Below are 24,795 nucleotides of genomic sequence, written 5' to 3'. Positions count from 1 at the left end.
ATGCGTCGGATCCTCGCCGCCGTCGCCGTGCTGGCGACGTTTGCCGCCTCGTCGGCCTGCACCTCCGGCAAGGCCAAGGACGAGCCGGCCGGCACCAAGGTGGACGTGGGCGTCATCGCGATCGTCGACGTCGCGCCCATCTACCTGGGCAAGGAGAAGGGCTTCTTCCGCAAGCGGGGCATCGACCTCAACCTCGTCCAGGAACAGGGCGGCGGGCCGATCGTGAAGGGCGTGCTCGCCGGAAAGTATCCGTTCGGGTTCGCCAACGTGACCTCGCTGATGGCCGCGCAGGCCGACGGCGCGCCGCTCAAGGGCGTGGCCAGCGGCGTCGCCTCGACCGGGCGGGCCGGCCGCGACTTCTCCGCGATCGTGGTGAAGGACGACAGCGGCATCCGCACGCCGAAGGACCTGGTCGGCAAGACCATCGCGGTCAACACGCTCAAGAACATCGGCGACACCACGGTCCGCCAATCGGTGCGCAAGGCCGGCGGCGACCCGAGAAACCTGAAGTTCGAGGCCATGCCGTTCCCGACGATGAACGGCGCGCTGCGCAACGGCAAGGTCGACGCCATCTGGGTGGTCGAGCCGCAGCTCTCCGAGGCGGTCGTCGCCGGCGCCCAGGTGCTGGCGTCCAACTTCGTCGACACCGCGCCCGGCCTGACCGTGGCGCTCTACTTCACCAGCGACGACACCATCGCCAAGAGCCCGGCCCTGGTCGCCGGCTTCACCGAGGCGATCAAGGAGTCGCTGCGGTACGCCGAGACCCACCCGGAGGAGGTGCGCGACGTGGTCGGCACCTACACCCCGATCAACGACACCGTCCGGATCGGCATGATCCTCCCGAACTGGCCGCAGGACATCAACCGCGCGTCCCTCGACAAGGTGGCCCAGCTGGGCCGGGAGGACGGCATCTTCAAGAAGCCGCCGGCCCTGGACCAGCTACTCCCCTGAGACCCCGCTGGCGTCCCCGCAGACCGCGGCCGCGCCGTCGGCGCGCGGGTCGCTCGCCGCGGCCAGCACCCCGTCGCGCAGGCGGCAGACCTGGACGTGTCCCGCCCGGTCGTGCAGCTCCGCGGGCTCCGCCAGGACGTCCTCCCCGTCGAAGACCCAGCGCGGCCGGGCCAGCAGCCCGGCCAGGTCGTCCCACTCGAGGGCCGCGCCGGCGACCTGCGCGAGGATCCACGGCTGGTTGCGCCCGCCCATGCACCCGAGCGCCACCACGGTGTCCCCGGCGACCGCCATGGTCGGGCACAGCGTGTGCGGCGGCCGGCTGCCCGGCGCGATCCGGCCCGGGTGGCGCGGGTCGAGACTGAACGAGGCGCCGCGGTTGTGCAGCACGATGCCGGTGCCCGGGTCGAGCAACCCCGAGCCGAAGCTCTCGAACAGGCTCTGGATGAGCGTCACCGCGTTCCCGTCGCCGTCCACCGCCGTCACCGCGACCGTGTCCCCGCCCGGCCGCGGCCCCTCCTTCGCCGGCGGCACTTCCCCGCCCAGCAGCCCCTCGCTCGCCGGCGGCGCGTCCCCGCCCAGCAGCTCTTCCAGGTCCACCGGCCCGGTGCGCGGGTCACCGAGCAGGGCGTCCCGCGTCCGCCGGGCCCGCCGGGACGCGCCGAGCAGGTCGCCGGCCCCCAGCACGGCCAGGAACGTCGGCCCCTGCACCGGCGGCGGCGCGGCGTGCCAGGTCACCCCGTCGACCACCCGGGTCAGCGGCGCGACCACCTCGGCCCGGTGCGCCGCCAGGTCGGCCGCCACCAGCGGGCTGCCCAGCCGCCGCAGGCCGTCGGCAAGCCGCCGCCCGAGGTCGCCCTCGTAGAAGACCCGCCAGTCGGCCGCGATCTCGGCCAGCGTCCCGGCGAGTACGGGCTGCACCAGCCGGTCGTCCCCGCGCAGCAGCAGCCCGGACAGCCCCGGATCGGCCCGGATCGCGTCCGCGCGCTCCGCGATCGCCCGGCGCAATCCCGGGCTGAACGGCACGCCCTCCTCGGCGAGCCCGATCGCGGGCGCGAGCAGCTCCGTCAGCGGCAACCGCGCCCCGAACCCGGCGACCGCCGCCCAGCCCGCCACGACGCCGGGCACGGTGATCGGGTCCGGGCCGCCGAACGGCATCTCGCCGCCCGCCGCGCGCAACCGATCGATGTCCGCGTTCGCGGCGGCGGCGCCGATGGACAGCACCGCCCGCGGCGCCCCGCCGGCCGGCCGCACGATGGCCACGAGGTCGCCGCCCACCGAGCACTGATGCGGATAGACCACGGTGAGCGCGCCGGCGGCGGCGAGCGCGGCGTCGAACGCGTTGCCCCCGCCCGCGACCGCCGAGCGGGCGGCCCGCACCGCCGCCGTGTGGGGTGCGGCTACCGCAACGGCCATGTTTCCTCCTCAAAGCCTCGGCCACCATGGCCTCGCCGGCGCCCGCGCGCAGCGACTCCACGCTCTCCGCGGCGTCGGGGCGCGGGCCGGCCACCGCATCATCTCCCGGACCGTCGCGGCAGCGAAGTGCTTCCCGGGGCGTGATCCGCGCCCTATCCTGCACCGATGGCGCACATCGACCTCGGCGTGGACGAGCAGCTCTTCCCCGGTATCCAGGGACTCCTGCAGTACCGGCCGGAGACCGCGCGGCCGCTGATGATGCTGGCCGAGGTGCTCCTGCGCGGGCCCAGCACGCTGTCGCCGGGTGAGCGGGAGCTGATCGCCGCCTACGTGTCCGAGCTCAACGAGTGCGCCTATTGCGCCGCTTCGCACGCGGCCTTCGCCGCGGCTCAGCTGCCCGAGGGGGTGCGGCTGGTCGACGAGGTCCGGGCCGATCTGGAGACCGCGCCGATAACGCCCAAGCTGCGTGCGTTGTTGCGCATTGCTTCCGCCGTACGGGAAGACGGGCGCAACGTGACCGCCTGGCTGGTGGCCGACGCGCGTGCCGAGGGAGCGTCCGACGTCGAGATCCACGACACGGTTTTGATCGCGGCCGCGTTCAGCATGTTCAACCGTTATGTGGACGGGCTGGCCACGCTGACCCCGGAGTCGCCGGAGGCGTACCTGCACGGCGTGCACCGCATCGTGCGCGACGGCTACCTCGCCGGCCGCGACCGGCCGCAGAGCACGTGACGGCGACCGGCCGCAGAGCGCGTGACGGCGGCCGGCGCGGCTAGAACGGGCTGGTGACCGGGCTCAGGTCGCGGCCCTGGGGCAGGACGCCGCGCAGGGCCTCGTACCACTGGTACGCCATCTGCCGGTAGCCCAGCTCGTTCGGGTGCACGTGGTCGACCGTGTTGGCGACCGGCACGCGGGCCATGTCGACCAGCGTGACGTTGTCCGGGTAGAGCGCGGCCACCACCGGCAGCGTGCTGTTGTACCAGGCGAAGTCGGCCTCGTGGCCGCGGTCGACCACCAGCAGCTCGGCCAGCAGGATGCGGACCTCGGGGTTCGCCGCGACGATGTGGTCGATCAGCTCGGCCAGGCGGTCCGGGGCCTGGTCGATGTGGTCGTGGTGGAGCAGGTCGTTGGTGCCGATGTCGAGCAGCACGACGTCGGGGCGCGAGCCGGCCATCCATCCGTCGATGCGCTCGGTGAGCTGGGCGATCCGCCAGCCGGGGTGGCCCTCATGCGCCGTGGCGCCGTTGACCTGCGAGCCGACGAACTCGACGGGCGGGTCCAGCCAGGCGCGGAGGGCGGCGCGGTAGCCGTTCTCGCTGGGGTCGCCCTTGCCGAACGTGATGCTGTCACCGAGCGGCATGACCCGGAGGCCCGCGTCACCGGCCGAGAAACCGGCGGAGGCAGCGGCCGGGGAGGCAGCGGCCGGGGAAGCCGCGAGCGAGGAGGCGAGGGCCGGCGACGCCGGTGCCAGCGCCGCGACGACGGTGAGCGCGGTGGCCAAGGCACGGGACCGGATCGTCAGACGCATGCCTGCCCGTTCGGCCCGGCCGGCCGGGGCGCTGAGCGGCGCAACCGGTCCGCACCGGCACGCACACCGAAGTGCGACCCGGTGCGCTCACCGAAGTGCGAGCCGGTGCGCTCACCGAAGTGCGAGCCGGCGCGCTCACCGAAGTGCGAGCCGGCGCGCTCACCGAAGTGCGACCCGGCGGGCGACGAGCGTGCCGCCGACCGCGAGCAGGGCCATCAGGGCGACCAGCACGCCGGCCAGGCCCGCGCCGCCGGGCGTGGCGCCGGCGTCGGCGGCGAGCAGGGCGATGAACGCCAGGCCGCAGGCGATGCCGGCGGCGATCGCGGCGACCACCGGGCGGGGACGGCTGGCGGCCAGCGTGACCCGGTTGAGGGCCAGAGCCAGCAGGGCGGCGGTGAGCGCGCACATCGCGGTGACGAAGGCGGCGTGATACCAGCCGGCCGCCGTGAAGCGGTGCGGGCGGGGCAGCGTCCAGTTGGGCCGCGGGTCGGCGGCGGCCAGCCACAGGGCCTGGGAGGCGATGCCGAGGGCGCCGGCGAGGAGGGCGGCGACCGCGGCGAACGGCCGGTCACCTCGGGCGGCGGGCAGCGTGCGGACCGCGTACACAAGAAGGGCTGTCATCGCCGGAAGGGCGAGCGCGTCGCCCCACGTGGCGCTGGCGAAGTCGAAGAGACCCGGCAGCGACGACGGGTGCGCGCCGAGCGTCCAGAAGAGACAGAGCGCCCCGAAACCCGCGGCGAGGACGACGAAAGCGGCGGCGGCCGGTACCTTGACGTCAGTTTCCCGAGGTGTGGAGGAAGCGGCCACGTGGTCAGGATCGCACACTTCTCGGACGCGGCCGTCGACGGTGTGAACGGCATCGCGACGTCGGTCCGGCTGCTCGTCGACCAGCTCGACGAACTGGGCCACGAGAGCCTGGTGACCAGCACCGGCCCGCTGTGGCGGCCGGGCGACCGGGTGCCGTCGCTGGACACCGGGATGGGTGACTTCCGGTTCGCGCTGTTCCCGATGCGCGGGTTGCGGAGTCGCATCGAGCGGTGGCGGCCGGACGTCGCGCACGTGCACACGCCGGGGCCGCTGGGCGCCGCGGGCCTGTCGGTCGCGAAGTTGATGGGCATTCCGGCGGTGTACACATACCACACCGACATGCACGGTTACTCGGCGTTCTACCACTTCCCCACCCCGGTGATCCGGGCCGGCACCGCGCTCTACGGCCGCCGGCTGCCGCGGGGCGAAAAGGTTGCCGGGTGGCGGAAGTACGCCGCGGTCGAGGCGGCCAACGCGCGGGTCTTCGAGGCCGCCGACGTCATCGTCCTGCCGACCGCGACGGCGTTGCGGCACTGCCGGACGGCCGGCGCCTACGCCCACAAGGTGCGGGTCATCGCCACTCCCCCGGGTCATCGCGGCGCTCCGTCGCCGCGGGCCGATCCGGTCGTGCTCTTCGTGGGCCGGATCTGCGCCGAGAAGGGCATCCCCCTGCTGCTGGACGCCTTCAAGGTGCTGCTCGGCTTCCGGCCGGACGCGCGGCTCGTCCTGGCCGGGCCGGTCTCGCCGCGCCTCGGCCTGCGCCGGCGATTGAGCGAACGAGGGCTGACCGGGCACGTCGACGTCACCGGCACACTGCACGGCGCGGAGGTGCCGGCCGCCTACCGGTCGGCGAGCGTGTTCGCCTTCCCGTCCACAACGGACACCCAGGGCATCGTGCTGCACGAGGCGGCCCTCGCCGGCCTGCCGATCGTCATGGTCGACCGCGGGCTGGCGGCCGGCCATCCGCTGGGCGAGGCGGTGCGGCTGGCCGATCCGGCGCCGGCGTCTCTGGCCTCGGCCCTGCGGGCCGCGCTGGCGGACACCGGCGAGCGGACGACGGAGAAGGCAAGACAGATCGCGTACGGCCTGACGCCCGCGCTTTTCGCCGAGCGGACCCTCGGCGCCTATCGGGCCGCGCTCAGCCGCGCCGGTCGAGGATGAGCTGGTGGACGTCGATCTCGCCGGAGACGAATCCCGCTTCGCAGTAGGCCAGGTAGTACTCCCACGTACGGATGAAGGTCTCGTCGAAGCCGAGCGCCCGGACCCGATCGGCGTTCGCCAGGAAGGTCTCGCGCCACCGGCGCAGCGTCTTGGCGTAGCTCCACCCGAAGGCGCGCTGGTCGGCCAGCCGCAGCCCGGTGCCGGCGAGCTGGCGCTCGACCTCCTCGACCGAGAGCATCACGCCGCCCGGGAAGATGTATTTCTGCACCCACGTGTACGTGTCGGCGAACTTCAGCCGCTCGTCGGGCAGCGTGATCGCCTGGATGCCGGCCCGCCCGCCGGGTGCGAGCAGCCGGTCGATGGCACCGAAGTAGGACGGCCAGTACCTGCGGCCGACCGCCTCGATCATCTCGACGCTGACGATCGCGTCGTACCCCTGGGCGTCCTCGACGTGGCGGTAGTCGCGCAGCTCGATGGTGACCCGGTCGGCCACGCCGGCCTCGGCCACCCGCTGCCGGGCGAGCGCCTGCTGCTCGGTGGAGATGGTGATGGTGTGCACCGTCGCGCCGCGTCGCGCGGCCCGGATGGACAGCTCGCCCCAGCCGGTGCCGATCTCGAGGACCCGGGTGCCGTCGCCGACCCCGGTCAGGTCGAGCAACCGGTCAATCTTGCGGCGCTGGGCGCCGGCGAGGTCGTCGTCCTCCGGCCCGGCGAACAACCCCGACGAGTACGTCATGGTCTCGTCGAGGAACAGCGCGAACATCTCGTTGGACAGGTCGTAGTGCCGCTGGATGTTGCGGCGGGCGCCCTCGACAGTGTTCTCCTCGTCCGGTTTCGGGCGGGCGCCGTGCGCCCATTGCAGCCACGGCACGTGCCGCACCCGGGCGAGCTTGCGGTACCGGCCCAGCGACCCGCTCATCGCCGCCGCGGCCGCGGTGAGCAGCCCGGCGAGGTCATCGGTCTCCCAGTCGCCGGCCTGGTACGACTCGCCGAGCCCGATCAGCCCGGTGGCGCCGATCCGGCGGTGGAACGCGTCGGGCCGGCGCAGGCGGAGAACGGGCGGCGGCCCCGGGGGTTGCGGCTCGTCGCCGGTGACGACGCGCACCGGGATCCGGCCGGCGACGAACCGCAGCAGAGCCTTGGCGGCCGTCGCGCGCAGTGGCGCGCGCGGGACCTTCTCCACATCGGGCCAGTAGCCCGCGGGCGTGGTGGGGACGTCGATCTCCGTCATAGCAGCACTCTCGGCGATCTTCCGGTCACTCGCAAGGCCTACCCGGAAGTTGAGTCGGTCGATGTTCCCGGCGTCCCGCGCGGGGCGCGCCTTCCGGGGTTGCGCCCAGCGCCCTATCATGGCGGGCCATGATCGAGACCATCGAGCTGACCAAGGCGTACGGGAAGGTGCGCGCGGTCGACGAGCTCTCGTTCACGGCGCTGCCGGGCCGGGTGACCGGGTTCCTCGGGCTCAACGGCTCGGGCAAGACGACCACGCTGCGCATGCTGCTCGGGCTGACCCGGCCGACCGGCGGCGCGGCGCTGATCGACGGCCGGCCGTTCACCGGCCTCAAGCGGCCGCTGCGAGCGGTCGGCGCGGTGCTCGAACAGGGCATCAGCCACCCGGGGCAGAGCGGGCGGGCGCATCTGGTGACCCAGGCGATGTCGGCGGGGGCCAGCCGGGCGCGGGTGGATCTGCTGCTCGATCAGGTCGGGCTGACCGATGCGGCCGATCAGCGCACGGGCGACTACTCGCTCGGCATGCGGCAGCGCCTCGCGGTCGCGACCGCGCTGCTCGGCGAGCCCCCGGTGCTGATCCTCGACGAGCCGGCCAACGGCCTCGACCCTTCGGGGGTGGCGTGGCTGCGGGAACTGTTGCGCTCGTACGCCCACGCGGGTGGCACCGTGCTCATCTCCAGCCACCTGCTGGCCGAGCTCGCACAGCTCATCGACGACGTGGTGATCATCGCGAACGGCCGGTTGCGGCACGAGGGACCGCTGGCGGGCCTCTACGGGATGACGACCGGCCGGGTGCTCATGAGAGGCCGCGATCCGGGGCGCCTCCGCGACGCTCTGCGGCGCGCCGGCGCGGAGGTCGCCGGCGACGAGACGTTGGAGATCGACGGGCTGTCCGCGGCGGAGGCCGGCGAGGTCGCCTTCGCCGCCGGGGTGCCGGTGCACGAACTGCTGACCGACACACCGAATCTCGAACAGATCTTCCTCGAGCTGGCAGGCACCTGATGTTGATCCTGATGCGCGCCGAGTTGTACCGGATGGCGACGATCCGGTCGAGCTGGGTGTCGATCGCCCTGTTCGGCTTCGTCGCGGCCGCCTTCGGGGTGCTGGACGCCAACTGGTGGGCATTGTTCGCGGGCGTCGGCGCGTTCGGCATCTCGGTGCTCACCGTCGCCCAGCACTACCAGCACCGCACGATCGCCCTGCTGTACCTCGCTCGTCCCCAGCGGTTGCCGGTGCTGTTCGCCCAGGTTCTCACGACCGTGGCCGTGGGGTGGGTGCTGGCCGCGCTCAGCGGCATCACCGCGCTGCTGCGGTGGGGTGGGGGCACCTACCGGCACACGCTGATCGTGGTGCCGGTCATGGCGGTCTTCGGAGCGGCCGCCGCGGCGATCGTGCGCCGCGCGTCCTGGCTGCTGATCGGCTTCGCGGTCTGGATCGTCGTGGTCGAGGGCCTGATCGGCAAGCTCGACGGGGAGCTGCCGATCTCGGCGTACCTCGACGCCGCCCGCGGCGACATGTTCGGCCTGGAGGTGTTCATTTTCTGGGCCGTGGCCACGCTCGCCGCCGCCGTGCCGTTCCTGAACCGCGACCTCAGCTCCGACTGATACCGCCGTCCCGGCCGTCGGCGTCGCCCAAGCGGGTATCAGAATGGTCGCGCCTACTCACGGTGACCCCGGGTTGTGACTATGGTCGAGCAATGTCCATCGACGACCGTCTCACCACACTCGACGCGCTCTGGTCGGTCTGGGCCGGGACCGGCAAGGGGCTGACCGAAGCCGACTGGCGGCGGCCCACCCGGCTCGACGGCTGGGACCTGCGGGCCCTCTGGGCGCACTCGGCCGGATGGCCGTTCGGATTCTCGGTCCTCGTCGGCCGGGTCACCGACGCGCCGGCCACCCACGACACCGCGGCGGCGCTGCTCGCCGAGTTCAACGTCCCGGAGGGAATCGCCAACACGACGCGTGACCGGGTCGCCGATTCGGCGCGCGAGGACGCCGAGAAGTACACCGTCGAGCAGCTGGTCGACCAGTTCGCCACGACGGGCCCGCGGGCGATCGCCACGGCGCGCGAGCTCGGTGACGTGTCGATCGACTACTTCGGCCGGGCGGTGCTGCCGCTGAGCGAAGCGGTCAGCATCGGCATCCTCGAGGCGACCGTGCACCTGCTCGACGTGCAGCGGGCGCTCCGGCACGAGCCGGACGTGCCGGCCGACGGGCTCACGCACACCGCCGAGGTGATCGCGCACATCGCGCCGCCGGTGGATTTCATCGAGGCCGCGACCGGCCGGGCGTCGGCCGACCTCTTCCCGGTCATGTCCTGAGCGTTCACTCGCCACTCATTGCAACGGACGCCTCACCTACGTTGCTTTGAATTCAGCACCGTTGCAACGAAATATCGCCGCTGAGCTGGGATGACTCGCCTTCCATGCAACATTCGTGTTGCCGGGTTCCTGAACGCAACGTAGCTTTTCCCTCGTCGGAAACAACGAGGGCAAGGAGCCCGCAATGACCACCCTGGCGATCTCGGCGAACGGCCTGCGCAAGTCCTACGGCGACAAGGTCGTGCTGGACGGCGTCGACCTGGCCGTGCCGGAAGGCACGATCTTCGCCCTGCTCGGCCCGAACGGCGCCGGCAAGACCACCGCCGTCAAGATCCTGTCCACGCTCATCGCCAAGGACGCCGGCGACGTGCGCGTCGGCGGCCACGACCTCGCGGCCGACCCGCAGGCGGTCCGCGCCGCCATCGGCGTCACCGGCCAGTTCTCCGCCGTCGACGGCCTGATCACCGGCGCCGAGAACATGCTGCTCATGGCCGACCTGCACCACCTGGCCCGGGCGGAGGGCCGGCGGGTCGCCGCCGCGCTGCTCGAGCGCTTCGATCTCGCCGACGCCGCGGCCAAGCCCGCGGCCACCTACTCCGGCGGCATGAAGCGCCGCCTCGACATCGCGATGACCCTGGTCGGCAACCCCCGGATCATCTTCCTGGACGAGCCCACCACCGGCCTCGACCCGCGCAGCCGCCACACCATGTGGCAGATCATCCGCGAGCTGGTCGCCGGCGGCGTCACCGTCTTCCTCACCACGCAGTACCTGGACGAGGCCGACGAGCTCGCCGACCGGATCGCCGTGCTCCACGACGGGAAGATCGCCGCCGAGGGCACCGCGGCGGAGCTGAAGCGGCTCGTGCCGGGCGGGCACGTCCGGCTTCGCTTCAACGACCCGGCCACCTATCAGTCGGCGCTGCTCGCGCTCCCGGACGCCACCGGCGACGACGAGTCGCTGACGCTGCAGGTGCCCAGCGGCGGCAGCCAGCACGAGCTGCGCGCCGTCCTCGACCGGCTCGACGCGGCCGGCGTCCTGGCCGACGAGCTGACCGTGCACACCCCCGACCTCGACGACGTCTTCTTCGCACTCACCCAGCCCTTGGAGGCCCTCCGATGAGCACCCTCGCCCTCGCCGCCCGCGACTCGTCCACGATGCTGCGCCGCAATCTCCTGCACGCGCGCCGGTACCCCTCGCTCACCCTGAACCTGCTGCTCACCCCGATCATGCTGCTGTTGCTCTTCGTGTTCATCTTCGGCGACACGCTGAGCGCCGGCATCGGCGGCGGCCCGCCGGACCGCGCGAGGTACATCGCCTATCTGGTGCCGGGCCTGCTGCTGATGACCATCGGCAGCACCGTGATCGGGACCGCGGTGTCGGTCTCCAACGACATGACCGAGGGCATCGTCGCCCGCTTCCGCACGATGGCCATCCACCGCGGCTCGGTGCTGGTCGGGCACGTGGCGGGCAGCGTTCTCCAGTCGGTGCTGAGCGTCGTGCTCGTCGGCGCCGTCGGCGTGGCCATCGGCTTCCGCTCGACCGGCGCCACCGCCCTGGACTGGCTGGCGGCGTTCGGGCTGCTGGCCCTGTTCGCCCTGGCGCTGACCTGGATCGCGGTGGGCATGGGCCTGGTCAGCCCGAACGCGGAGGCGGCCAGCAACAACGCGATGCCGCTGATCGTGCTGCCGCTGCTGTCCAGCGCGTTCGTCCCGGTCGGCTCGATGCCCGGCTGGTTCCAGCCGATCGCCGAGTACCAGCCGTTCACCCCGGCCATCGAGACCCTACGGGGCCTGCTGCTCGGCACCCCGATCGGCCACAACGGGTGGCTCGCGGTCGCCTGGTGCATCGGGCTCACCGCGGTCGGCTACTTCTGGGCGACCGCGAAGTTCCACAACGGCACCGAGTGAGCCGCTGTCCGACCGCACCGCATTTCGACCGCAGGGTGTGAAGCGCGAAGATGACCTGCCGCCGGGCAACCGTGAAACGGCCCCGGCGGCGGGCTCACGCGCCGACGGCCGCGTCCCGCCGGGCCGACACCCGGGCCGTCGTGAGATCCAGCAGCCGCAGGACCTCGTCCTTGGCCCGGTGGCCCCGGTCGTTCCAGGTGGTGAGGTCGCGGACCCGGGCCGCGCGCACCAGCGGCGGCGTCATCGGCCCGACCGGGTCGGCGTCCCAGGTGGCGTCGGCGTCGAAGAGCGTGTGCCAGAGGGCGTCGATGGCCGGATACGCGTACTCGGGCCGCGGGCTCAGCTGCCACGCGCCGTGCACCACCGCGCCGATCAGGCACGCCCCGACCACCCGGCGGCGGTCGAAGCGGCCCGGCAGGAACCGCTGCCGGATCGAGCGGGGGCCGGCCGGTGTCTCGACGACATACCAGGTGTTCTGCACCCAGCCCCGCGCGATCACGCCGCGGGTTGCGCTCAGCACGGCCAGCGCGTCCTCATGCCGACGCCGGAACTGCCCGCCCGGCGAGGGCTCAGCCCGCGACGCGCGGCCCGGCGAGGGCTCGGCACGGGACACGCCACCCGGCGCGTCCTCCAGCGAGACCCTCGACGCGCCGCCCGGCACGGCTGCCGCCCACACGGCTCTCGGCACGGCCTTCAGCGCGGAAGCGAAACGGGCGATCAGCCCGGCGGAGCGTGACGCGGTGACGGAGATGGACACGTGCACCTCCCGGTCGAGTGACGGGCACCGTCGATTGTCGCGCGCGAGCCCCCGCCCGGGAAGATGAGTCGCATGATCGGCTATGCCCCGTCGCCGGCGAGCATCCGGGCGAACTCGGCCGGGTCGATGATCGGGATGCCGAGCTTGGCGGCCTTCGTCGCCTTGGCGGTGGTGGTCTCGGACGTGACGAGGGCCGTGGTGGTGGCCGAGACGTTGCCGCTGGCCCGGCCGCCCAGCTGCTCGATGCGCTCGCTGACCGTGGTGCGCGTGTAGCCCGGGACGGTGCCGCTGACCACGTAGGTCTTGCCGTCCAGGGGCTTGTCGCCGGCGGTCTCGGGGACGCTCATGGTGACGCCGGCGGCGGCCAGGCGGTCGATGACGCCGGACATGGCGGCCAGGCCGTCGACCACGTGCTGGGCCTTGATCAGGCCCATCTTGTCGATCTCGGCGATCTCCTCGACGGTGGCGGCGCGCAGCGCCGCCATGGTCTTGAAGCGGGCGGCCAGCCAGCGGCCGACGCTGCGGCCGGTCATGCGGATGCCGAGGCCGGTGATCACGCGGTTGAACGGCTGGGACTTGCTGTGCTCGAGCGACGCGACGACCTTGGCCGCGTTGAGCTTGCCGAGCAGGACGACGCCGCCGGCCTTGGTGTTGCCGACCGGCAGTTCGGCGAGCTGCTCCTCGGTGAGCGTGTAGAGATCGGCCACGTCGTTGGCGAGGCCGGCGTTGACCAGGGCGACGCACAGCGCCTCGCCCGCGCCCTCGACGTCCATGGCCTCGCGGCTGCACCAGTACTCCAGCGCGTTGGTGGCGCTGCACGAGGCGGTGTGGCAGCGCCAGAGCAGGCTGGACTTGTCCCACGGCTCGCCGCACTGGGGGCAGGTCTCGGGCGGCGTCCACGGGGTGAGGCCGTGCGGTTGCTCGCCGATCGGCGCGGTGACCCGCGGGATCACGTCGCCGGCTCGCCAGACGGCGACGGTCTGGCCGATGGCGAGGCCCTGCTCCTCGACGAACTTGGGGTTATGCAGCGTCGCATAGGTGATCGTGGTGCCGTCGACGAAGACCGGGTCGAGCACGGCGCGCAGCGAGATGCGCCCGGTGCGCCCGACCCGCACCTCGATGTCGCGCAGCACCGTGGAGCCGGTGTCGGCGGGGTATTTGAAGGCGGCCGCCCAGTACGGCGTGCGGCTGCCGGAGCCGAGCCGCCGGCGGGTCGACTCGAGGTCGGCGGTCAGCACCGCGCCGTCGAGCGGGAACTCGAGGCCGCGGCGCAGCTCGCCGATGCGCCCGATGGCGGCCAGCGCGGCCTCCGCGTCGGCGGCGACCTCGAACTCACCGGTGGCGAGCCGCCCGGCCACCGGGAAGCCGAGCTCCGCGGCCCGGGTCATGCGCTCGCGGTGCGAGCCGAACTCGCCGGAGATGTCGTACGCCGCGAAGGTCATCGGCGTCTCGTACGTGCGGTCGGCGCTGCGGATGGAGCCGGCGACCGCGCCGCGCGAGTTGATGAACGGCTTGCCGCCGGCGGCGACCCGGTTGGCGCGGGCGGTCTCGAAGTCGCCGGCGGTCATGTAGACCTCGCCGCGGACCTCGCCCGTCCATGCGGTGGCGAGCCGGGCCGGCAGGCCGGCGACGCCCCGCAGCACCTGGGCCGTCACGTTCTCCCCGGTGCTGCCGTCGCCGCGCAGCGCGGCGAGCACGAGCCGGCCCGAGGTGTACTCCACCCGGATCGCGAGCCCGTCGAGCTTGACCTCGACCAGGCACGGGTCGCCGCCCAGCGTGCCGACGAAGGCGCGCACCTCGTCCTCGCCGGTGACCTTGCCGAGCGACATCATCGGCACCGGGTGGCGCACGTCGCCGCCGCCCGACACCCCCGCCGCGACCCGCGTGGTGAGGCCGCGGTCGTCCCACTCGGGATGGGCCTGGCGCGCCTCGGCGATGCGGTCGAGCAACGCGTCGTAATCGGCGTCGGTCATCAGCACGTCGCCGGTGTCGTAATACGACTTCGCCGCGGCCTGTGCCTGGTCGACCGCGGCGGCGAAGCCGGCTTCGGTGAGGGCGGGTTCGGTCATGCCGACAACCTACGTCCCCGGTACGACAGTTCGCGCTACCGCACGAGGCGTTCCCGGCGCACGGTCGGCCGGCGGCCCCGGATGGTGCTGCGCCGCATCGCCATGATCACCATGTCCGCGGCCGACTCCGGGACCTCGACCAGCGCGAACCGGTCGGTGATCTGGATGGCGCCGATCTCGCGGGCGCTCAGGCCGGATTCGCCGGCGATCGCGCCCACCAGGTCCTGCGGGCGCAGGCCGGCCCGCCGGCCGATGTTGAAGAACAGCCGCGTCACACCGGGGCGGTCGCGGCCGCCGCCGGCCGGCCGGGGCGCACGCTCCCGGGGCGCCGCCGCCGGCGACGGGATCTCCTCCTCGTCGGCGTCGCCGCCGGCCGCCTCGTGCAGCAGCCGGATCGCCGCCAGGGCGACGTTCTCGGCGTCGAACTCGCCGGTCAGCGAGTCGAGCACGACCCGGTACCGCTCGAGGTCGTCGGTCTCCAGGCTGTTCTGCAGCGCGGCCCGGGTCAGCTCGAGCCGGCGCGCCCTCAGGTCGGTCACGGTCGGCAGCTTCTCCAGCGTGATCCGCTGGCCGGTGAGCCGCTCGATGGCCTTGAGCATCCGCTGTTCCCGCGGCTCGGCGAGGGTGATGGCGCAGCCCTCCCGCCCGGCCCGCCCGACCCGGCCGATGCGGTGCACGTACGCCTCGGGCGCCGCGGGCACGTTGAAGTTGATCACGTGGGTCAGCTGCTCCACGTCGAGGCCGCGGGCCGCCACGTCGGTGGCCACCAGCAACTCGGTGGTGCCGCCGCGCAGCCGGCCCATGACCCGGTCGCGCTGGTCCTGGCTCATCCCGCCGTGCAGGGCCTCGGCCCGGTATCCGCGCCCGTTGAGGGCCTCGGTGACCTGGTCGACCTCCTCCCGGGTGCGGCAGAAGACGATCGCCGCCGACGGCGCCTCGACGTCGAGGATCCGGCCGAGCGCGGCCGTCCGGTGCGCCCGGGCGACCATGTACGCGCTCTGCCGCACCAGCGGCAGCTCGTCCGGCGCGACGGCCTTGCGGCCCATGGTGATCCGGACCGGGTCGCGCAGGTGGCGGCGGGCGATGCTGTCGATCCGGGGCGGCATCGTCGCGGAGAACAGCACGGTCTGCCGGTCGGCGGGCGTCTCGGCCAGGATCGCCTCAATGTCCTCGGCGAAGCCCATGTCCAGCATCTCGTCGGCTTCGTCGAGCACGACGGTGCGCACGTCGCCGAGCCGCAGCGTCTCCCGCTCGATGTGGTCGAGCACCCGGCCCGGCGTACCGACCACGACGTCCACGCCGCGCCGCAACGCCTGCAGCTGCCGGCCGATCGGCTGCCCGCCGTAGACCGGCAACACGCGGACGTCCAGCTCGCGGCCGTAGCGGTGGACCGCCTGCGACACCTGCTCGGCCAGTTCGCGGGTCGGCACGAGAACCAGCGCCGCCGGGCCCGCGTCCGCCCGGCCGGCGGTCAGCCGCTGCAGCACCGGCAGCGCGAACGCGGCCGTCTTGCCGGTGCCGGTCGCCGCCTGGCCGACCAGGTCGTGCCCGGCCACCAGCGGCGGAATCGCCTCCCGCTGGATCGGCGTCGGTTCCTCGTAACCGAGGTTGGTCAGCGAGCGGAGCAGCTCGTCCCGCAGTCCCAGCCCGGCGAAGCCCGCCTCGGACGCCAACGGATCATCTTCCATGACCACAACCTTAGAGAGGCCCGCCCGGCCGGGCGGCACGGCGGCGGCGAGACCGGCTACGCGACGTTGAGGTCGGAGCCGTGCCACGACCGCCAGAGCGCCGCGTACTCCCCGTCCGCCGCGACCAGCTCGTCATGACTGCCCAGCTCGGTGATCCGCCCGTCGCGCATCACCGCGACCTCGTCCGCGTCGTGCGCCGTCATCAGGCGGTGCGCGATCGCGATGACCGTCCGCTCGTGCAGCACCGCCGCCAGGGCCCGCTCGGCCGTGCGGGCCGCGGTCGGGTCGAGCAGCGCCGTCGCCTCGTCGAGGATCACCGTGTGCGGGTCGGCCAGCACCACCCGGGCCAGCGCGAGCTGCTGGGCCTGCGCGCCGTCGAGCGGGTGCTCGCCCAGGTCGCGGTCGAGGTCGTCGGCCCAGTCCGCGCCGACTGTGGCGAGCGCCCGGCGCAGCTCGTCGTCCGGCGCGTGCACCATCAGGTTGTCCCGCAGCGTCTCGCGGAAGACGTGGTGCTCCTGGGTGACCAGCACGACCTGGCGGCGCAGCTCGTCCGGCGGCAGGTCGGCGATCGGCACGCCGCCCACGGTCACGCTTCCCGCCGCCGGCCGGTCGACGCCCGCGATCAGGCGGCCCAGGGTGGACTTGCCCGCGCCGGAGAGACCGACGATCGCGAGGCGCTCGCCGGGACGAACGGTCAAGGTCACGTCGTGCAGGACGTCACGGCCTTTCTCGTACGCGTAACGCACGCCCTTGATCTCGATCCGGTCGTCGCGGGGCGCCTCCGTCGCGGCGGGCGGCGGAAGGGGAATGGCGCCCAGGCCCTCGACCCGGGCGAAGGAGGCACTGCTGCTCTGCAGGTTCTCGATCCAGATGAGCAGGGTGTCCAGCGGCCCGACGAGCTGACGAAGGTAGAGCACCGCCGCCCCGACCGTGCCGAGGGTGACCTGTCCGTCGAGGTAGAGCAGCCCGCCCAGCAGCAGCACGAGGACGGCCGGCACCGCGTACGAGGTCTCCACCAGCGGGAAGAAGACGCTGCGCAACGCCAGAGTAGCCAGCCGGGTGCGCTTGGTCTCGGCGATCGCGGCGTGACCGGCGTCGAGCCGCCGCTGCCGCAGCCCGAACGCCTCGACGGTGCGGGCGCCCTCGGTGGTGGCGGCCAGCTCGTCGGCGAGGCGGGAGTTCGCCGCGCCCTCGGCCAGGTACGCGTCGCGGGCCCGCTTCAGGTACCAGCGCGTGACGAACCAGATGCCGGACAGGCCCAGCACGCCGACCCCGCCGAGCAGCGGGTTGACCAGCAGCACCGCGGCGATGATGAAGATCATCTGCACCAGGCCGACGAGGATGTTCGGCAGGATGTCGCGCAGCGTGGTGGCGACGGCGTCGATGTCGGTGGTCCCGCGGGCGGCCAGGTCGCCGGCCGGCACCCGCTCGATCACGCTCGCCGGCAGCCCGAGCGCGCGGCGCAGGTAGCCCTCGCGGATGCGGGCCGCGGTGCGCTCGCCGTAGCGGTAGGCGATCGCCAGCGCGTACCGCGACAGCAGCATCTGGGCGATCGCACAGCCGAGCACGCCGAGCGCGAGCCGGTCGACGTCGTGCACGCCGCCGCCGGAGGTGACCGCGTCGATGACCCGGCCGAGCAGGAACGGCCCGCCGAGCGCGGCGACGGCGGCCAGGGCGTTCAGCGCCACCATGGCGGCGACGGCCGGGCGGTCCGCGGCGAGCAGGCGCAGCGCGGCCCGCCCGACCGCCCGCTGGCCGGCGATGGGCAGCGCGGCGCTCACGCTGCCTCCTCCTCGCCGAACACCCGGGTGACCAGGTCGCGATAGCCCGGCTCGCCGGCCAGCAGCGAGCGGTGCGTGCCGGTGGCGGCGACCCGGCCGTCCACCAGGTAGTGCACGACGTCGGCGCGGTCGAGCAGCACCGGGGAGGTGGTCGCCACCACCGTGCCGCGTCCGGCGCGGGCCGCGACGAGCCGCTCGGCGATGGCCGACTCGGTGTGCGCGTCGACCGCCGAGGTCGGCTCGACGGTCAGCAGCATCTCGGGGTCGGCGTGCACGGCCCGGGCGAGGCGGACGCGCTGGCGCTGGCCGCCGGAGAGGTTGCGGCCGCGCCACTCGATCTCACGGCCGAGGTCGGTGGCGACGTCCTGGGCCACGGCGGTGTCGATCGCCGCGCGTACCCGGTCGTCGCCGGGCTCGTCGCGGCCGGCGACCACCTCGCGCAGCGTGCCGGCGAACAGGTCGGCGTCCTGGTCGGCGACCAGGATCCGCTCCCGCACGCCGGGGAGGGCGAACTCCGCCAGCGGCCGGCCGCCCCAGGTCGCCCGGGTCGGCCCGTAGCGGCCCAGCCGGTCGACGATCGCGGCGGCGTCCTGCGGGCTGTGGCCGGCCAGCGCGGTGAACTGTCCCGGTTCCGCGACGACGCCCGACTCCGGGTCGGCGAGAGCGGCCGGCGCTCCGGGCGGCGCGCCGGCCAGGTCGTCGCCGGGCAGCCGCAGGAAGGTGGTCACCCGCCGCGCGGCGACCAGGCCGTGCACGGTGTCGAAGCCGCAGAAGATCAGCACGTTCACCGGGATGACCAGCATCGCGGTGTACCCGTACACGGCGATCAGCTGACCCACGGTGATCTCGCCCGTCGCGGCGAGGCGGGCCGCCATCCAGACCACGACGGCGAGGAACACCACCGGCAGCCCCTCGCCCAGGGCGCCGATCCAGCTGGACGGGCCGCCGACCCGGTAGCCCAGGTCGCGCAGGGCCGCCGACTGCCGCTCGTACCGGTGCTGGTGAATCTCTTTCCCGCCGAGCCCGTTGAGGATGCGAAGTCCGCCGAGGACGTCCACCAGACGGGCGTTGAGCAGGCCCTGATGCTCGCGGTAGCGCGACCCGGCCCGCTGGGTGCGGCGCAGCAGCGGCGCGACGGTGAGCGCGAGCACCGGCACGCCGACCAGGACCACCAGGGCGAGCTTGGGCGACGTGCGGTCGAGCAGGATCGCGATGGTGGTGCAGGCGACGAGCGAGGCCACCCCGACACCCCCGACGTTCATGGCCCGGCCGATCGTCCACACGTCGGAGATGCCGATCGTGACCACCTCGCCGGCCGTGACCCGCCGGGGCAGCGCCGCGCCGAGCCGGGTCGCCTGCGTCATCACCAGGTCGGCCGTGCGCAGCGCCGCGGCCAGCCGCAGCTTCGTCATGCTGCGGTGCCGCATGATCCCGAGACCCGCGCTCGCCACGCCCGTGACCAGCACCGCGACGCACCAGAGGACCAGCGCCCCGACGTTGTGCGGGTGCAGGCCGTGGTCGATGGCCTGCGCCATCAGCCAGGGGGTGAACGCCAGGCTCAGGAACCAGAGCGACCCGAACATCGCGCCGAGCGCGACGCGTCCCCGGTACTCCGTCGCCAGCCACCACAGAAATCGAACGGGTCCCCGTGTCATCACTCCGGCGATCCTGCCAAATCGCCCGGGCGGACCGGCACTGGTTTTCCGCCGGCCGCCAATGGGTCTACGCCGCGCGCAGCGGGCGGAAGGCGGCCCGGACCTCCGCCGCGAACAGCTCCGGCTCCTCCCAGGCGGCGAAATGGCCACCCCGCTCGGCCTCGCCGAAGTAGGTCAGCGTCGGATACGCCTGCTCGGCCCAGCTGCGCGGCGTCCGCCAGATCTCACCGGGGAACGAGCTGAAGCCCACCGGCACCCGGGGATCCGGGAGCGGCGCGGCGCCGGCGGTGGGCGAGTCGGGACCGTACGCCTCCCAGTACGACCGGGCGGCGGACGTGGCGGTGCCGGTCAGCCAGTAGGCGGTGATGTTGTCGAGGACGTGGTCGCGGGTGAGGTTGCCCGACGGCCGGCCGTCGGCGAACGCGCGGGCGATCTTGTAGTACGCGTCGGTGTCGTGGTCGATCATCCAGGCGGCCAGCGCGACCGGCGAGTCCTGCAACGCGTACCCGATCGTCTGCGGCCGCGTGGCCATCTCCACGAAGTATCCGTTCCCGCTCGTCTGGAAGGTCTTGATCGCGGCGAGCGCGGCGCGTTCCGCGTCGCCGTCGCTGGGCAGCGCCGCCGGGTCGTTGAGCGCCGGCACGAGCAGGTTGGTGTGGATGCCGGCCAGGCCGTCGGGGCCCAGCCGCCCGATCGCGTCGGTGACGCCGGCGCCGACGTCGCCGCCCTGGGCCACGTAGCGGTCGTAGCCCAGCCGGCTCATCAGCTCGGCCCAGGCCCGCGCGGTCCGCAGCAGGTCCCACCCGGTCTCGGCCGGCTCCCCCGAGAAGCCGTAGCCGGGCAGCGACGGCAGCACGAGGTGGAACGCGTCGGTGGCGGCGCCGCCGTGGGCGGTGGGATCGGTGAGCGGGCCGACCGAGTCGAGCATCTCGATGACCGAGCCCGGCCAGCCGTGCGTCATGATCAGCGGCAGCGCGTCCTCGTGCCGGGACCGGACATGCACGAAGTGGACGTCCACGCCGTCGATCTCGGTGGTGAACTGGGGCAGCGCGTTCAGCCGCGCCGCGACCCGCTGCCCGTCGTACTCCGTCGCCCAATACTCGCGGAGCGCCTGCAACGCGGCCAGCTGCACACCCTGCGAGCGGTCGCCGACAATCTCCCGGCTCGGCCAGCGCGTCGCCGCCAGCCGGCGCCGCAGGTCGTCGAGCGCGTCCTTGGGGATCTCCACGGTGAACGGTCGGATCTCGCTCATGTCACACCCTGCCTTTCTCGGGCTTCCGGGACACCCCCAGCCTCGTCGCGCCGGTTGCCGCTCGCGCCCGTGAAACACCCTGGTCGTCCCCGGCCAGGAGGCACTGGCCCGGGGGACGAGCGGCCGGCCGGCGGGTCATTCGCCGGTCGCGCCGTCGATGGCCTCGCGGAGGAGGTCGGCGTGGCCCACGTGGCGCGCGTACTCCTCGATCAGGTGCGTCAGGACGAACCGCACCTCCGCGTCGCCGAACTCCGGGCTCGGCACCGTGCGGGAAAGGTCGCCGGTGACCTTCGCGAACACCTCGCGCGACTCCGCGCAGGCCGCCAGGTAATCCGCGTAGATCTCCGCGGCCGACGCGGGATCCGTCGCGGGCGGCGTCGTTCCGGCCAGCCGCCGCTGGAACCAGTACCGCTCGACCCCGCGGAGATGGCGCATGAGCCACAGCAGGCTCAACTCCGACGGTGGCGCGGACCGTTGCCGCAACTGCTCCGCAGTCAGGCCGGCGCATTTCCACAAGAAGGTCGCCCGGTGGTAGTCCAGGTTCGAGGCGATCACCTCGAGCCACGATCCGGTGACCTTTCGCTCCGGCCTGGCGATGCTCTCGATCACGATGTCGCTCATCGACGTATCCTCGTCCATCGCCGCCATGCCGACGGTCGCGGTCTACGCCGGCGGCCGCGACGGACACTTCCATCCGCACAGCTTGCGGGGACGGGGCTCAACGGCAATAAAGCGCGTCCGGCGTACGGGATCTGCCGATGCGGCCCGTGCAGGCGACGCCCGCCACGTGCTCCCGGCCGCGCACTGGCCCTTCTATCTCCCGGTGGGGAAGTCGCCGCCCGGGTTGCCGGCCGGCCGGTTGTCGCCGCGGTCGAACCACACCGTCCGGCCGGCGTTCCGCGGGGCCGCGGCGGCCGCACACAGCAGACTCGACATGGCCGCGCTGGTGGCGGTCGCGCTCGGCGGCGCGACAAGGGCGGCAAGCAGGGGTACGACCAACGCGCGCGCGACCATCAGTCATCGACCTCCGCGCGGATATCCAAACCCGCGCGGACCCGTTCACCAAGAGTGTTTTGCGAGAAACTTTCGCATCAGCGTGGCAACCTCGTCGACGGCCGACTCGAGCAGGAAGTGACCGCCGTCGAGCAGGTGGATCTCGGCGTCGGGCAGGTCGGTGGCGAACGCCCGGGCGCCGTCCGGCCCGAAGATCTCGTCGCCCTTGCCCCAGACCGCGAGCAGCGGCACCCGCGTTTCGCGGAAATATTCGTGCAGCCGCGGGTAGAGCGGCGGGTTGGTCGCGTAGTCGCTGAACAGGTCGAGTTGCACGGCGTCGTTGCCGGGCCGCGAGACCAGCGCGAAGTCGTGCTCCCAAGCGGTCGGGTCGACCAGCGTCTCGTCGGGCACGCCCGTCAGGTACTGCCAGCGGATGGCCTCGCGGGTCAGCGCCTGCCGCATCGCGTTCTCGGTCTCCGGGTTGCGGTCCTTGTGGTACGCCCACACGCCCGCCCAGAAGGCCGGCACGAATCCCGCCTCGTACCCGTTGCCGTTCTGCGTGACGATCGCCGCGACCGCTCCCGGGTCGCGCAGCGCGAGCCGCCACCCCACCGGAGCGCCGTAATCCTGCACATACATCGCGTATCGCCGGACCCCTAGCTGCTCCAGCAGCCCGGCCGTGAGGCCGGCGAGCGCGTCGAACGTGTAGGCGAACTCGTCTGCGGCCGGCGCATCCGACAGCCCGAACCCGAGGAGGTCGGGCGCGATCACGTGATAGTCGCCGGCGAGCCGCGGAATCAGCTCACGAAACATGAACGAGCTGGTCGGAAACCCGTGCAGCAGGACGATCGCCGGCCGCCCGGGGTCCCCCGCCTCCCGGTAGAAGAGCCGCCGGCCTTCGACCGTCGCGTACCGGAAATGCACCTGCGTCATGACCTAACCTCCTTGCTCGATTTTGATGGTTAGGACCCTGCCACGCGCTGATGTAACCTGTCAAGCGAGCTTTGGAGGTTAGACATGACGGCCGACGAGAACACCCTGCTGGCGTTGCTGAACAGCACTCCGGTGATCGCCGGCACGCCGACCGACGAGCTGGCCGACGAGGAGTCCGCCCGGCGCTGGCTCCGCGCGCACCGGATCCCGGCGCGGGCCGAGGACGCCGCGGTGCTGCGCGAGGGGCGCGACCTGCTCCAGGCCGTGGTCCGCGGCGACCTCCCGCCACGGGCGCTGTCCCCCTTGCTGGAGGGCGTCGTGTCCCGCCCGTCGATCACCCGCGACGGTCTGGAGTGGACCGTCGACCGGCACGGCGCCCGCGCCGTGCTCGTCGACGCCGTGATCGCGTGGGACGACCTGCGGCGCCACCGCCCGGGCCGCCTGCGACCCTGCGCCAACGAGGAGTGCGCCCTGTTCCTGATCGATCGCAGCAAGTCGAACAGCGCCCGTTGGTGCTCCATGGCCACGTGCGGGAACAAGCTGAAGGCCCGCCGCCACTACCAGCGCGCCCGCTCGGACGAGGGTGCCCCGTCCTGAGCTGCCGCGCCCGCCCGGCCGGTCGGCGATGCCCGTGAAGCCGGATCGCCGAACCGGCGGGCGGGGAGGACGGGTCAGTGGGCGGTGCTGGAAACGCTGATCACGTCGTTGCCCCGGCAGACCTGGCCGGCGCCGAAGTTCTTGGGCTCGGCGAACTGGGTCCAGTAACCGTCGGCGCGCCGCATGCCGTTCCAGATGACGTCGCCGCCGGGGCCGTACGCGCGGGCCGTCACGAACGCGCGGTCCAGGCTGTCGACGCCCGTGGCGACCTCCCAGATGGTGGTGTTGGCGGGACGGTGGAAGCCCATCGTCGCCTCCACGTCGCGCCAGCCGGTCCACTGCCCGAGGCGCGGCAGCGCCTGGTGGACCACCTGGTCGGACCTCGTCACCGCGGTCAGGTGGATCATCCCGCCGCGGGTGCTGTCGGCGCTGGCCGACCGGATGTTGCCGGAGATGTCCCACTGGTTGATCAGCGTGCCGCCGCGCAACGCGCCCGTACGCAAGCCGCCGTCGCTGCGGGTGATGAACGGGTACACGTCGCTGTTGTAGACCCATGTCACGCCGAGATCGATGATCTGCTGTTCCGGCACGACCGAATAGAACCAGTCGAACGGCGACCACAGGCCGGTCGCGCCGGTGCGGATGGTGAGATAGGCGCCGTGGGTCGTCGAGGCCACCACCCATAGGTCGGCGCCGACGGACGTGGCGGCGATCTGCTGGAACGGCGCGTGCGACCCGGCGAACGGCTCGACCGCGTTGAACGGCGTCCAGAGACCGCCCGACGGCCGCACGGCGTGCCACATGTTGCCGTTGGCGTCGAGCGCCACGGTGTGCGAGCTGAACCCGACCCGGGCGACCGCGGCTCCCTTCGTGGTCAGCGACGGGCCCGGCCAGTTGACGGTGACGTCCGTGAAGGGCGTCCACCGCCCGTTGCTCTCGTATCGCATCGTGTGCTCGGGATTGGTGTAGTAGCACCCGGCGACCAGTTCCAGGTCGCCCGCCGATGCCGCCCGGGCCGGCTGGGCCGGGACCAGAAAGATGGACAGCAGTGCCGCCAAGAAAAGCGCCCCCGCGCTCCTGCTTTTATTCATGATGATGAGCGTAAAGACGGCGGTGGATCGCCGATGACCCACGACGAGTCGGATCAACGACTGCCGGCCGTGCGGGAGCTAACCGGCGAAGAGCAGGTCCAGCTGGGCGTCCAGGGCGGCCAGGGCCTGCTCCGCCGTGTACTGGCCCCCGAGCAGGTACACGCCCAAGCCCTCCATCAGGGCGAGCAGGCCGGCCGCGTCCGCCGCGCGGTCCGGGCCGGGGAGGAGCCCGGCGAGGAAGCCGACCATCTGGGCGGTGTCGTCGCGCAGCTCGCCGGCCGCAGCCGGGCGCACCGCGGTGTAGGCGAGGAACGCCAGCGCGACCCGGCCGTCGGCGCGGCTCTGTTCGTCGAGGGGAAGAAGAGCGGCGATCATCGTACGCAGCAGCAGCCGGGCCGGCGGATCGTCGCCGAGGCGGCCGATCGCCTCGGTGACCCGTACCTGATTGCGGTCGCGCACGACGGCCAGGGCGAACGCCATCATCTCGTCCTTGGTGCGGAAGTAGTGCTGCACCATGCCCGCCGAGACCCCGGCCGCGGCGGCCACGTGACGCAGGCTCACGGCCTCGAGGCCCTGCTCGGCCGCGACCCGCATCAGCGCGTCCGCGATCAGGGTCCGCCGCGCCTGGTGATCCACCTTTTTCGGCATGGCACGGATGGTG

At 73.0% G+C, this 24,795-nt stretch carries 24 protein-coding genes; 9 read left to right on the top strand and 15 right to left on the bottom strand.

All coding sequences use genetic code 11. The features are described from left to right. Nucleotides 1-951 (top strand): ABC transporter substrate-binding protein, encoded by a 951-nt coding sequence (locus ACFQS1_RS17785; RefSeq protein ID WP_378969411.1) that lies wholly within the window; start codon nucleotides 1-3, stop codon nucleotides 949-951. On the opposite strand, the gene ACFQS1_RS17780 is transcribed toward ACFQS1_RS17785, so the two are convergent. Beyond that, complete coding sequence (locus tag ACFQS1_RS17780; RefSeq protein ID WP_378969408.1) at nucleotides 940-2,364, bottom strand: gamma-glutamyltransferase; 1,425 nt, start codon at nucleotides 2,362-2,364, stop codon at nucleotides 940-942. The two genes, ACFQS1_RS17785 and ACFQS1_RS17780, sit on opposite strands and share 12 nt — an antisense overlap. A gap of 165 nt (nucleotides 2,365-2,529) precedes the next feature. Between ACFQS1_RS17780 and ACFQS1_RS17775 the strand changes: the two genes are divergently transcribed. Continuing rightward, on the top strand, nucleotides 2,530-3,096 hold the full coding sequence (locus ACFQS1_RS17775; RefSeq protein WP_378969406.1) for a carboxymuconolactone decarboxylase family protein: 567 nt from the start codon (nucleotides 2,530-2,532) through the stop codon (nucleotides 3,094-3,096). Between the two features lie 40 nt (nucleotides 3,097-3,136). On the opposite strand, the gene ACFQS1_RS17770 is transcribed toward ACFQS1_RS17775, so the two are convergent. Both ACFQS1_RS17770 and ACFQS1_RS17765 read right to left on the bottom strand, forming a co-directional pair. Further along, nucleotides 3,137-3,892 carry an SGNH/GDSL hydrolase family protein gene (locus tag ACFQS1_RS17770; RefSeq protein ID WP_378969404.1) on the bottom strand — a complete coding sequence of 252 codons (756 nt, stop codon included), beginning with the start codon at nucleotides 3,890-3,892 and terminating at the stop codon, nucleotides 3,137-3,139. Between the two features lie 159 nt (nucleotides 3,893-4,051). After that, nucleotides 4,052-4,699, bottom strand: coding sequence for a hypothetical protein (locus ACFQS1_RS17765; protein WP_378969401.1), 648 nt, complete (start codon nucleotides 4,697-4,699; stop codon nucleotides 4,052-4,054). Between ACFQS1_RS17765 and ACFQS1_RS17760 the strand changes: the two genes are divergently transcribed. Further along, on the top strand, nucleotides 4,700-5,860 hold the full coding sequence (locus ACFQS1_RS17760) for a glycosyltransferase (protein WP_378969399.1): 1,161 nt from the start codon (nucleotides 4,700-4,702) through the stop codon (nucleotides 5,858-5,860). On the opposite strand, the gene ACFQS1_RS17755 is transcribed toward ACFQS1_RS17760, so the two are convergent. Further along, entirely contained in the window at nucleotides 5,838-7,091 is a 1,254-nt protein-coding gene (locus ACFQS1_RS17755; RefSeq protein ID WP_378969396.1) for a class I SAM-dependent methyltransferase, read from the bottom strand. The two genes, ACFQS1_RS17760 and ACFQS1_RS17755, sit on opposite strands and share 23 nt — an antisense overlap. 128 nt (nucleotides 7,092-7,219) lie before the next feature. On the opposite strand from ACFQS1_RS17755, the gene ACFQS1_RS17750 reads away from it, so the two are divergent. The 5 genes from ACFQS1_RS17750 to ACFQS1_RS17730 all read left to right on the top strand — a co-directional run bounded on the left by ACFQS1_RS17750 (nucleotide 7,220) and on the right by ACFQS1_RS17730 (nucleotide 11,318). Beyond that, nucleotides 7,220-8,092 (top strand): ATP-binding cassette domain-containing protein, encoded by an 873-nt coding sequence (locus ACFQS1_RS17750; RefSeq protein ID WP_378969394.1) that lies wholly within the window; start codon nucleotides 7,220-7,222, stop codon nucleotides 8,090-8,092. An 11-nt stretch (nucleotides 8,093-8,103) separates the two neighbouring features. Further along, complete coding sequence (locus tag ACFQS1_RS17745; RefSeq protein ID WP_378969392.1) at nucleotides 8,104-8,694, top strand: hypothetical protein; 591 nt, start codon at nucleotides 8,104-8,106, stop codon at nucleotides 8,692-8,694. Between the two features lie 92 nt (nucleotides 8,695-8,786). Continuing rightward, entirely contained in the window at nucleotides 8,787-9,410 is a 624-nt protein-coding gene (locus tag ACFQS1_RS17740) for a maleylpyruvate isomerase N-terminal domain-containing protein (RefSeq protein ID WP_378969389.1), read from the top strand. Between the two features lie 184 nt (nucleotides 9,411-9,594). After that, entirely contained in the window at nucleotides 9,595-10,530 is a 936-nt protein-coding gene (locus ACFQS1_RS17735; RefSeq protein WP_378969387.1) for an ATP-binding cassette domain-containing protein, read from the top strand. Next, complete coding sequence (locus ACFQS1_RS17730) at nucleotides 10,527-11,318, top strand: ABC transporter permease (RefSeq protein WP_378969385.1); 792 nt, start codon at nucleotides 10,527-10,529, stop codon at nucleotides 11,316-11,318. The genes ACFQS1_RS17735 and ACFQS1_RS17730 overlap by 4 nt, the downstream gene beginning before the upstream one ends. 94 nt (nucleotides 11,319-11,412) lie before the next feature. On the opposite strand, the gene ACFQS1_RS17725 is transcribed toward ACFQS1_RS17730, so the two are convergent. The 9 genes from ACFQS1_RS17725 to ACFQS1_RS17685 all read right to left on the bottom strand — a co-directional run bounded on the left by ACFQS1_RS17725 (nucleotide 11,413) and on the right by ACFQS1_RS17685 (nucleotide 22,446). After that, on the bottom strand, nucleotides 11,413-12,075 hold the full coding sequence (locus ACFQS1_RS17725) for a DUF6197 family protein (protein ID WP_378969383.1): 663 nt from the start codon (nucleotides 12,073-12,075) through the stop codon (nucleotides 11,413-11,415). An 80-nt stretch (nucleotides 12,076-12,155) separates the two neighbouring features. After that, nucleotides 12,156-14,144 carry an NAD-dependent DNA ligase LigA gene (gene ligA / locus ACFQS1_RS17720; RefSeq protein ID WP_378969382.1) on the bottom strand — a complete coding sequence of 663 codons (1,989 nt, stop codon included), beginning with the start codon at nucleotides 14,142-14,144 and terminating at the stop codon, nucleotides 12,156-12,158. A gap of 35 nt (nucleotides 14,145-14,179) precedes the next feature. Then, the gene (locus tag ACFQS1_RS17715) at nucleotides 14,180-15,832 is read right to left on the bottom strand and encodes a DEAD/DEAH box helicase (RefSeq protein WP_378969379.1); all 1,653 of its coding nucleotides are present in this window, start codon (nucleotides 15,830-15,832) and stop codon (nucleotides 14,180-14,182) included. Between the two features lie 56 nt (nucleotides 15,833-15,888). Further along, nucleotides 15,889-17,613 (bottom strand): ABC transporter ATP-binding protein, encoded by a 1,725-nt coding sequence (locus tag ACFQS1_RS17710; protein ID WP_378969377.1) that lies wholly within the window; start codon nucleotides 17,611-17,613, stop codon nucleotides 15,889-15,891. Then, nucleotides 17,610-19,268, bottom strand: coding sequence for an ABC transporter transmembrane domain-containing protein (locus ACFQS1_RS17705; RefSeq protein WP_378969375.1), 1,659 nt, complete (start codon nucleotides 19,266-19,268; stop codon nucleotides 17,610-17,612). The genes ACFQS1_RS17710 and ACFQS1_RS17705 overlap by 4 nt, the downstream gene beginning before the upstream one ends. Before the next feature lie 67 nt (nucleotides 19,269-19,335). Continuing rightward, the gene (locus tag ACFQS1_RS17700; protein ID WP_378969373.1) at nucleotides 19,336-20,520 is read right to left on the bottom strand and encodes an epoxide hydrolase family protein; all 1,185 of its coding nucleotides are present in this window, start codon (nucleotides 20,518-20,520) and stop codon (nucleotides 19,336-19,338) included. A 135-nt stretch (nucleotides 20,521-20,655) separates the two neighbouring features. After that, nucleotides 20,656-21,141 carry a DinB family protein gene (locus ACFQS1_RS17695; RefSeq protein ID WP_378969371.1) on the bottom strand — a complete coding sequence of 162 codons (486 nt, stop codon included), beginning with the start codon at nucleotides 21,139-21,141 and terminating at the stop codon, nucleotides 20,656-20,658. A 192-nt stretch (nucleotides 21,142-21,333) separates the two neighbouring features. Then, a complete protein-coding gene (locus tag ACFQS1_RS17690) occupies nucleotides 21,334-21,534 on the bottom strand; it encodes a hypothetical protein (protein ID WP_378969369.1) in 201 nt (66 codons plus the stop codon). A gap of 45 nt (nucleotides 21,535-21,579) precedes the next feature. After that, nucleotides 21,580-22,446 (bottom strand): alpha/beta fold hydrolase, encoded by an 867-nt coding sequence (locus tag ACFQS1_RS17685; RefSeq protein WP_378969366.1) that lies wholly within the window; start codon nucleotides 22,444-22,446, stop codon nucleotides 21,580-21,582. 84 nt (nucleotides 22,447-22,530) lie between these two features. On the opposite strand from ACFQS1_RS17685, the gene ACFQS1_RS17680 reads away from it, so the two are divergent. After that, on the top strand, nucleotides 22,531-23,043 hold the full coding sequence (locus ACFQS1_RS17680; RefSeq protein ID WP_378969363.1) for a CGNR zinc finger domain-containing protein: 513 nt from the start codon (nucleotides 22,531-22,533) through the stop codon (nucleotides 23,041-23,043). 74 nt (nucleotides 23,044-23,117) lie between these two features. On the opposite strand, the gene ACFQS1_RS17675 is transcribed toward ACFQS1_RS17680, so the two are convergent. Then, entirely contained in the window at nucleotides 23,118-24,134 is a 1,017-nt protein-coding gene (locus tag ACFQS1_RS17675) for a hypothetical protein (RefSeq protein ID WP_378969362.1), read from the bottom strand. A 78-nt stretch (nucleotides 24,135-24,212) separates the two neighbouring features. Continuing rightward, the gene (locus tag ACFQS1_RS17670) at nucleotides 24,213-24,782 is read right to left on the bottom strand and encodes a TetR/AcrR family transcriptional regulator (protein WP_378969360.1); all 570 of its coding nucleotides are present in this window, start codon (nucleotides 24,780-24,782) and stop codon (nucleotides 24,213-24,215) included. Between the last annotated feature and the right edge of the window lie 13 nt (nucleotides 24,783-24,795).

Origin of the sequence: Paractinoplanes rhizophilus, assembly GCF_042664765.1 — a bacterium.
In the GTDB taxonomy this organism is placed as follows: domain Bacteria; phylum Actinomycetota; class Actinomycetes; order Mycobacteriales; family Micromonosporaceae; genus Actinoplanes; species Actinoplanes rhizophilus.
Note: the sequence above shows the minus strand (reverse complement) of the source record. Positions and strands in the feature narration are given on the sequence as shown.

Excerpts from the sequence above, each read along its gene's own strand:
- ACFQS1_RS17785 (WP_378969411.1), top strand. The coding sequence starts at position 1 with ATGCGTCGGATCCTCGCCGCCGTCGCCGTGCTGGCGACGTTTGCCGCC.
- ACFQS1_RS17780 (WP_378969408.1), bottom strand. The coding sequence starts at position 2,364 with ATGGCCGTTGCGGTAGCCGCACCCCACACGGCGGCGGTGCGGGCCGCC.
- ACFQS1_RS17775 (WP_378969406.1), top strand. The coding sequence starts at position 2,530 with ATGGCGCACATCGACCTCGGCGTGGACGAGCAGCTCTTCCCCGGTATC.
- ACFQS1_RS17770 (WP_378969404.1), bottom strand. The coding sequence starts at position 3,892 with ATGCGTCTGACGATCCGGTCCCGTGCCTTGGCCACCGCGCTCACCGTC.
- ACFQS1_RS17755 (WP_378969396.1), bottom strand. The coding sequence starts at position 7,091 with ATGACGGAGATCGACGTCCCCACCACGCCCGCGGGCTACTGGCCCGAT.
- ACFQS1_RS17750 (WP_378969394.1), top strand. The coding sequence starts at position 7,220 with ATGATCGAGACCATCGAGCTGACCAAGGCGTACGGGAAGGTGCGCGCG.
- ACFQS1_RS17745 (WP_378969392.1), top strand. The coding sequence starts at position 8,104 with ATGCGCGCCGAGTTGTACCGGATGGCGACGATCCGGTCGAGCTGGGTG.
- ACFQS1_RS17740 (WP_378969389.1), top strand. The coding sequence starts at position 8,787 with ATGTCCATCGACGACCGTCTCACCACACTCGACGCGCTCTGGTCGGTC.
- ACFQS1_RS17735 (WP_378969387.1), top strand. The coding sequence starts at position 9,595 with ATGACCACCCTGGCGATCTCGGCGAACGGCCTGCGCAAGTCCTACGGC.
- ACFQS1_RS17730 (WP_378969385.1), top strand. The coding sequence starts at position 10,527 with ATGAGCACCCTCGCCCTCGCCGCCCGCGACTCGTCCACGATGCTGCGC.
- ligA (WP_378969382.1), bottom strand. The coding sequence starts at position 14,144 with ATGACCGAACCCGCCCTCACCGAAGCCGGCTTCGCCGCCGCGGTCGAC.
- ACFQS1_RS17715 (WP_378969379.1), bottom strand. The coding sequence starts at position 15,832 with ATGGAAGATGATCCGTTGGCGTCCGAGGCGGGCTTCGCCGGGCTGGGA.
- ACFQS1_RS17705 (WP_378969375.1), bottom strand. The coding sequence starts at position 19,268 with ATGACACGGGGACCCGTTCGATTTCTGTGGTGGCTGGCGACGGAGTAC.
- ACFQS1_RS17700 (WP_378969373.1), bottom strand. The coding sequence starts at position 20,520 with ATGAGCGAGATCCGACCGTTCACCGTGGAGATCCCCAAGGACGCGCTC.
- ACFQS1_RS17695 (WP_378969371.1), bottom strand. The coding sequence starts at position 21,141 with ATGAGCGACATCGTGATCGAGAGCATCGCCAGGCCGGAGCGAAAGGTC.
- ACFQS1_RS17690 (WP_378969369.1), bottom strand. The coding sequence starts at position 21,534 with ATGGTCGCGCGCGCGTTGGTCGTACCCCTGCTTGCCGCCCTTGTCGCG.
- ACFQS1_RS17685 (WP_378969366.1), bottom strand. The coding sequence starts at position 22,446 with ATGACGCAGGTGCATTTCCGGTACGCGACGGTCGAAGGCCGGCGGCTC.
- ACFQS1_RS17680 (WP_378969363.1), top strand. The coding sequence starts at position 22,531 with ATGACGGCCGACGAGAACACCCTGCTGGCGTTGCTGAACAGCACTCCG.
- ACFQS1_RS17675 (WP_378969362.1), bottom strand. The coding sequence starts at position 24,134 with ATGAATAAAAGCAGGAGCGCGGGGGCGCTTTTCTTGGCGGCACTGCTG.
- ACFQS1_RS17670 (WP_378969360.1), bottom strand. The coding sequence starts at position 24,782 with ATGCCGAAAAAGGTGGATCACCAGGCGCGGCGGACCCTGATCGCGGAC.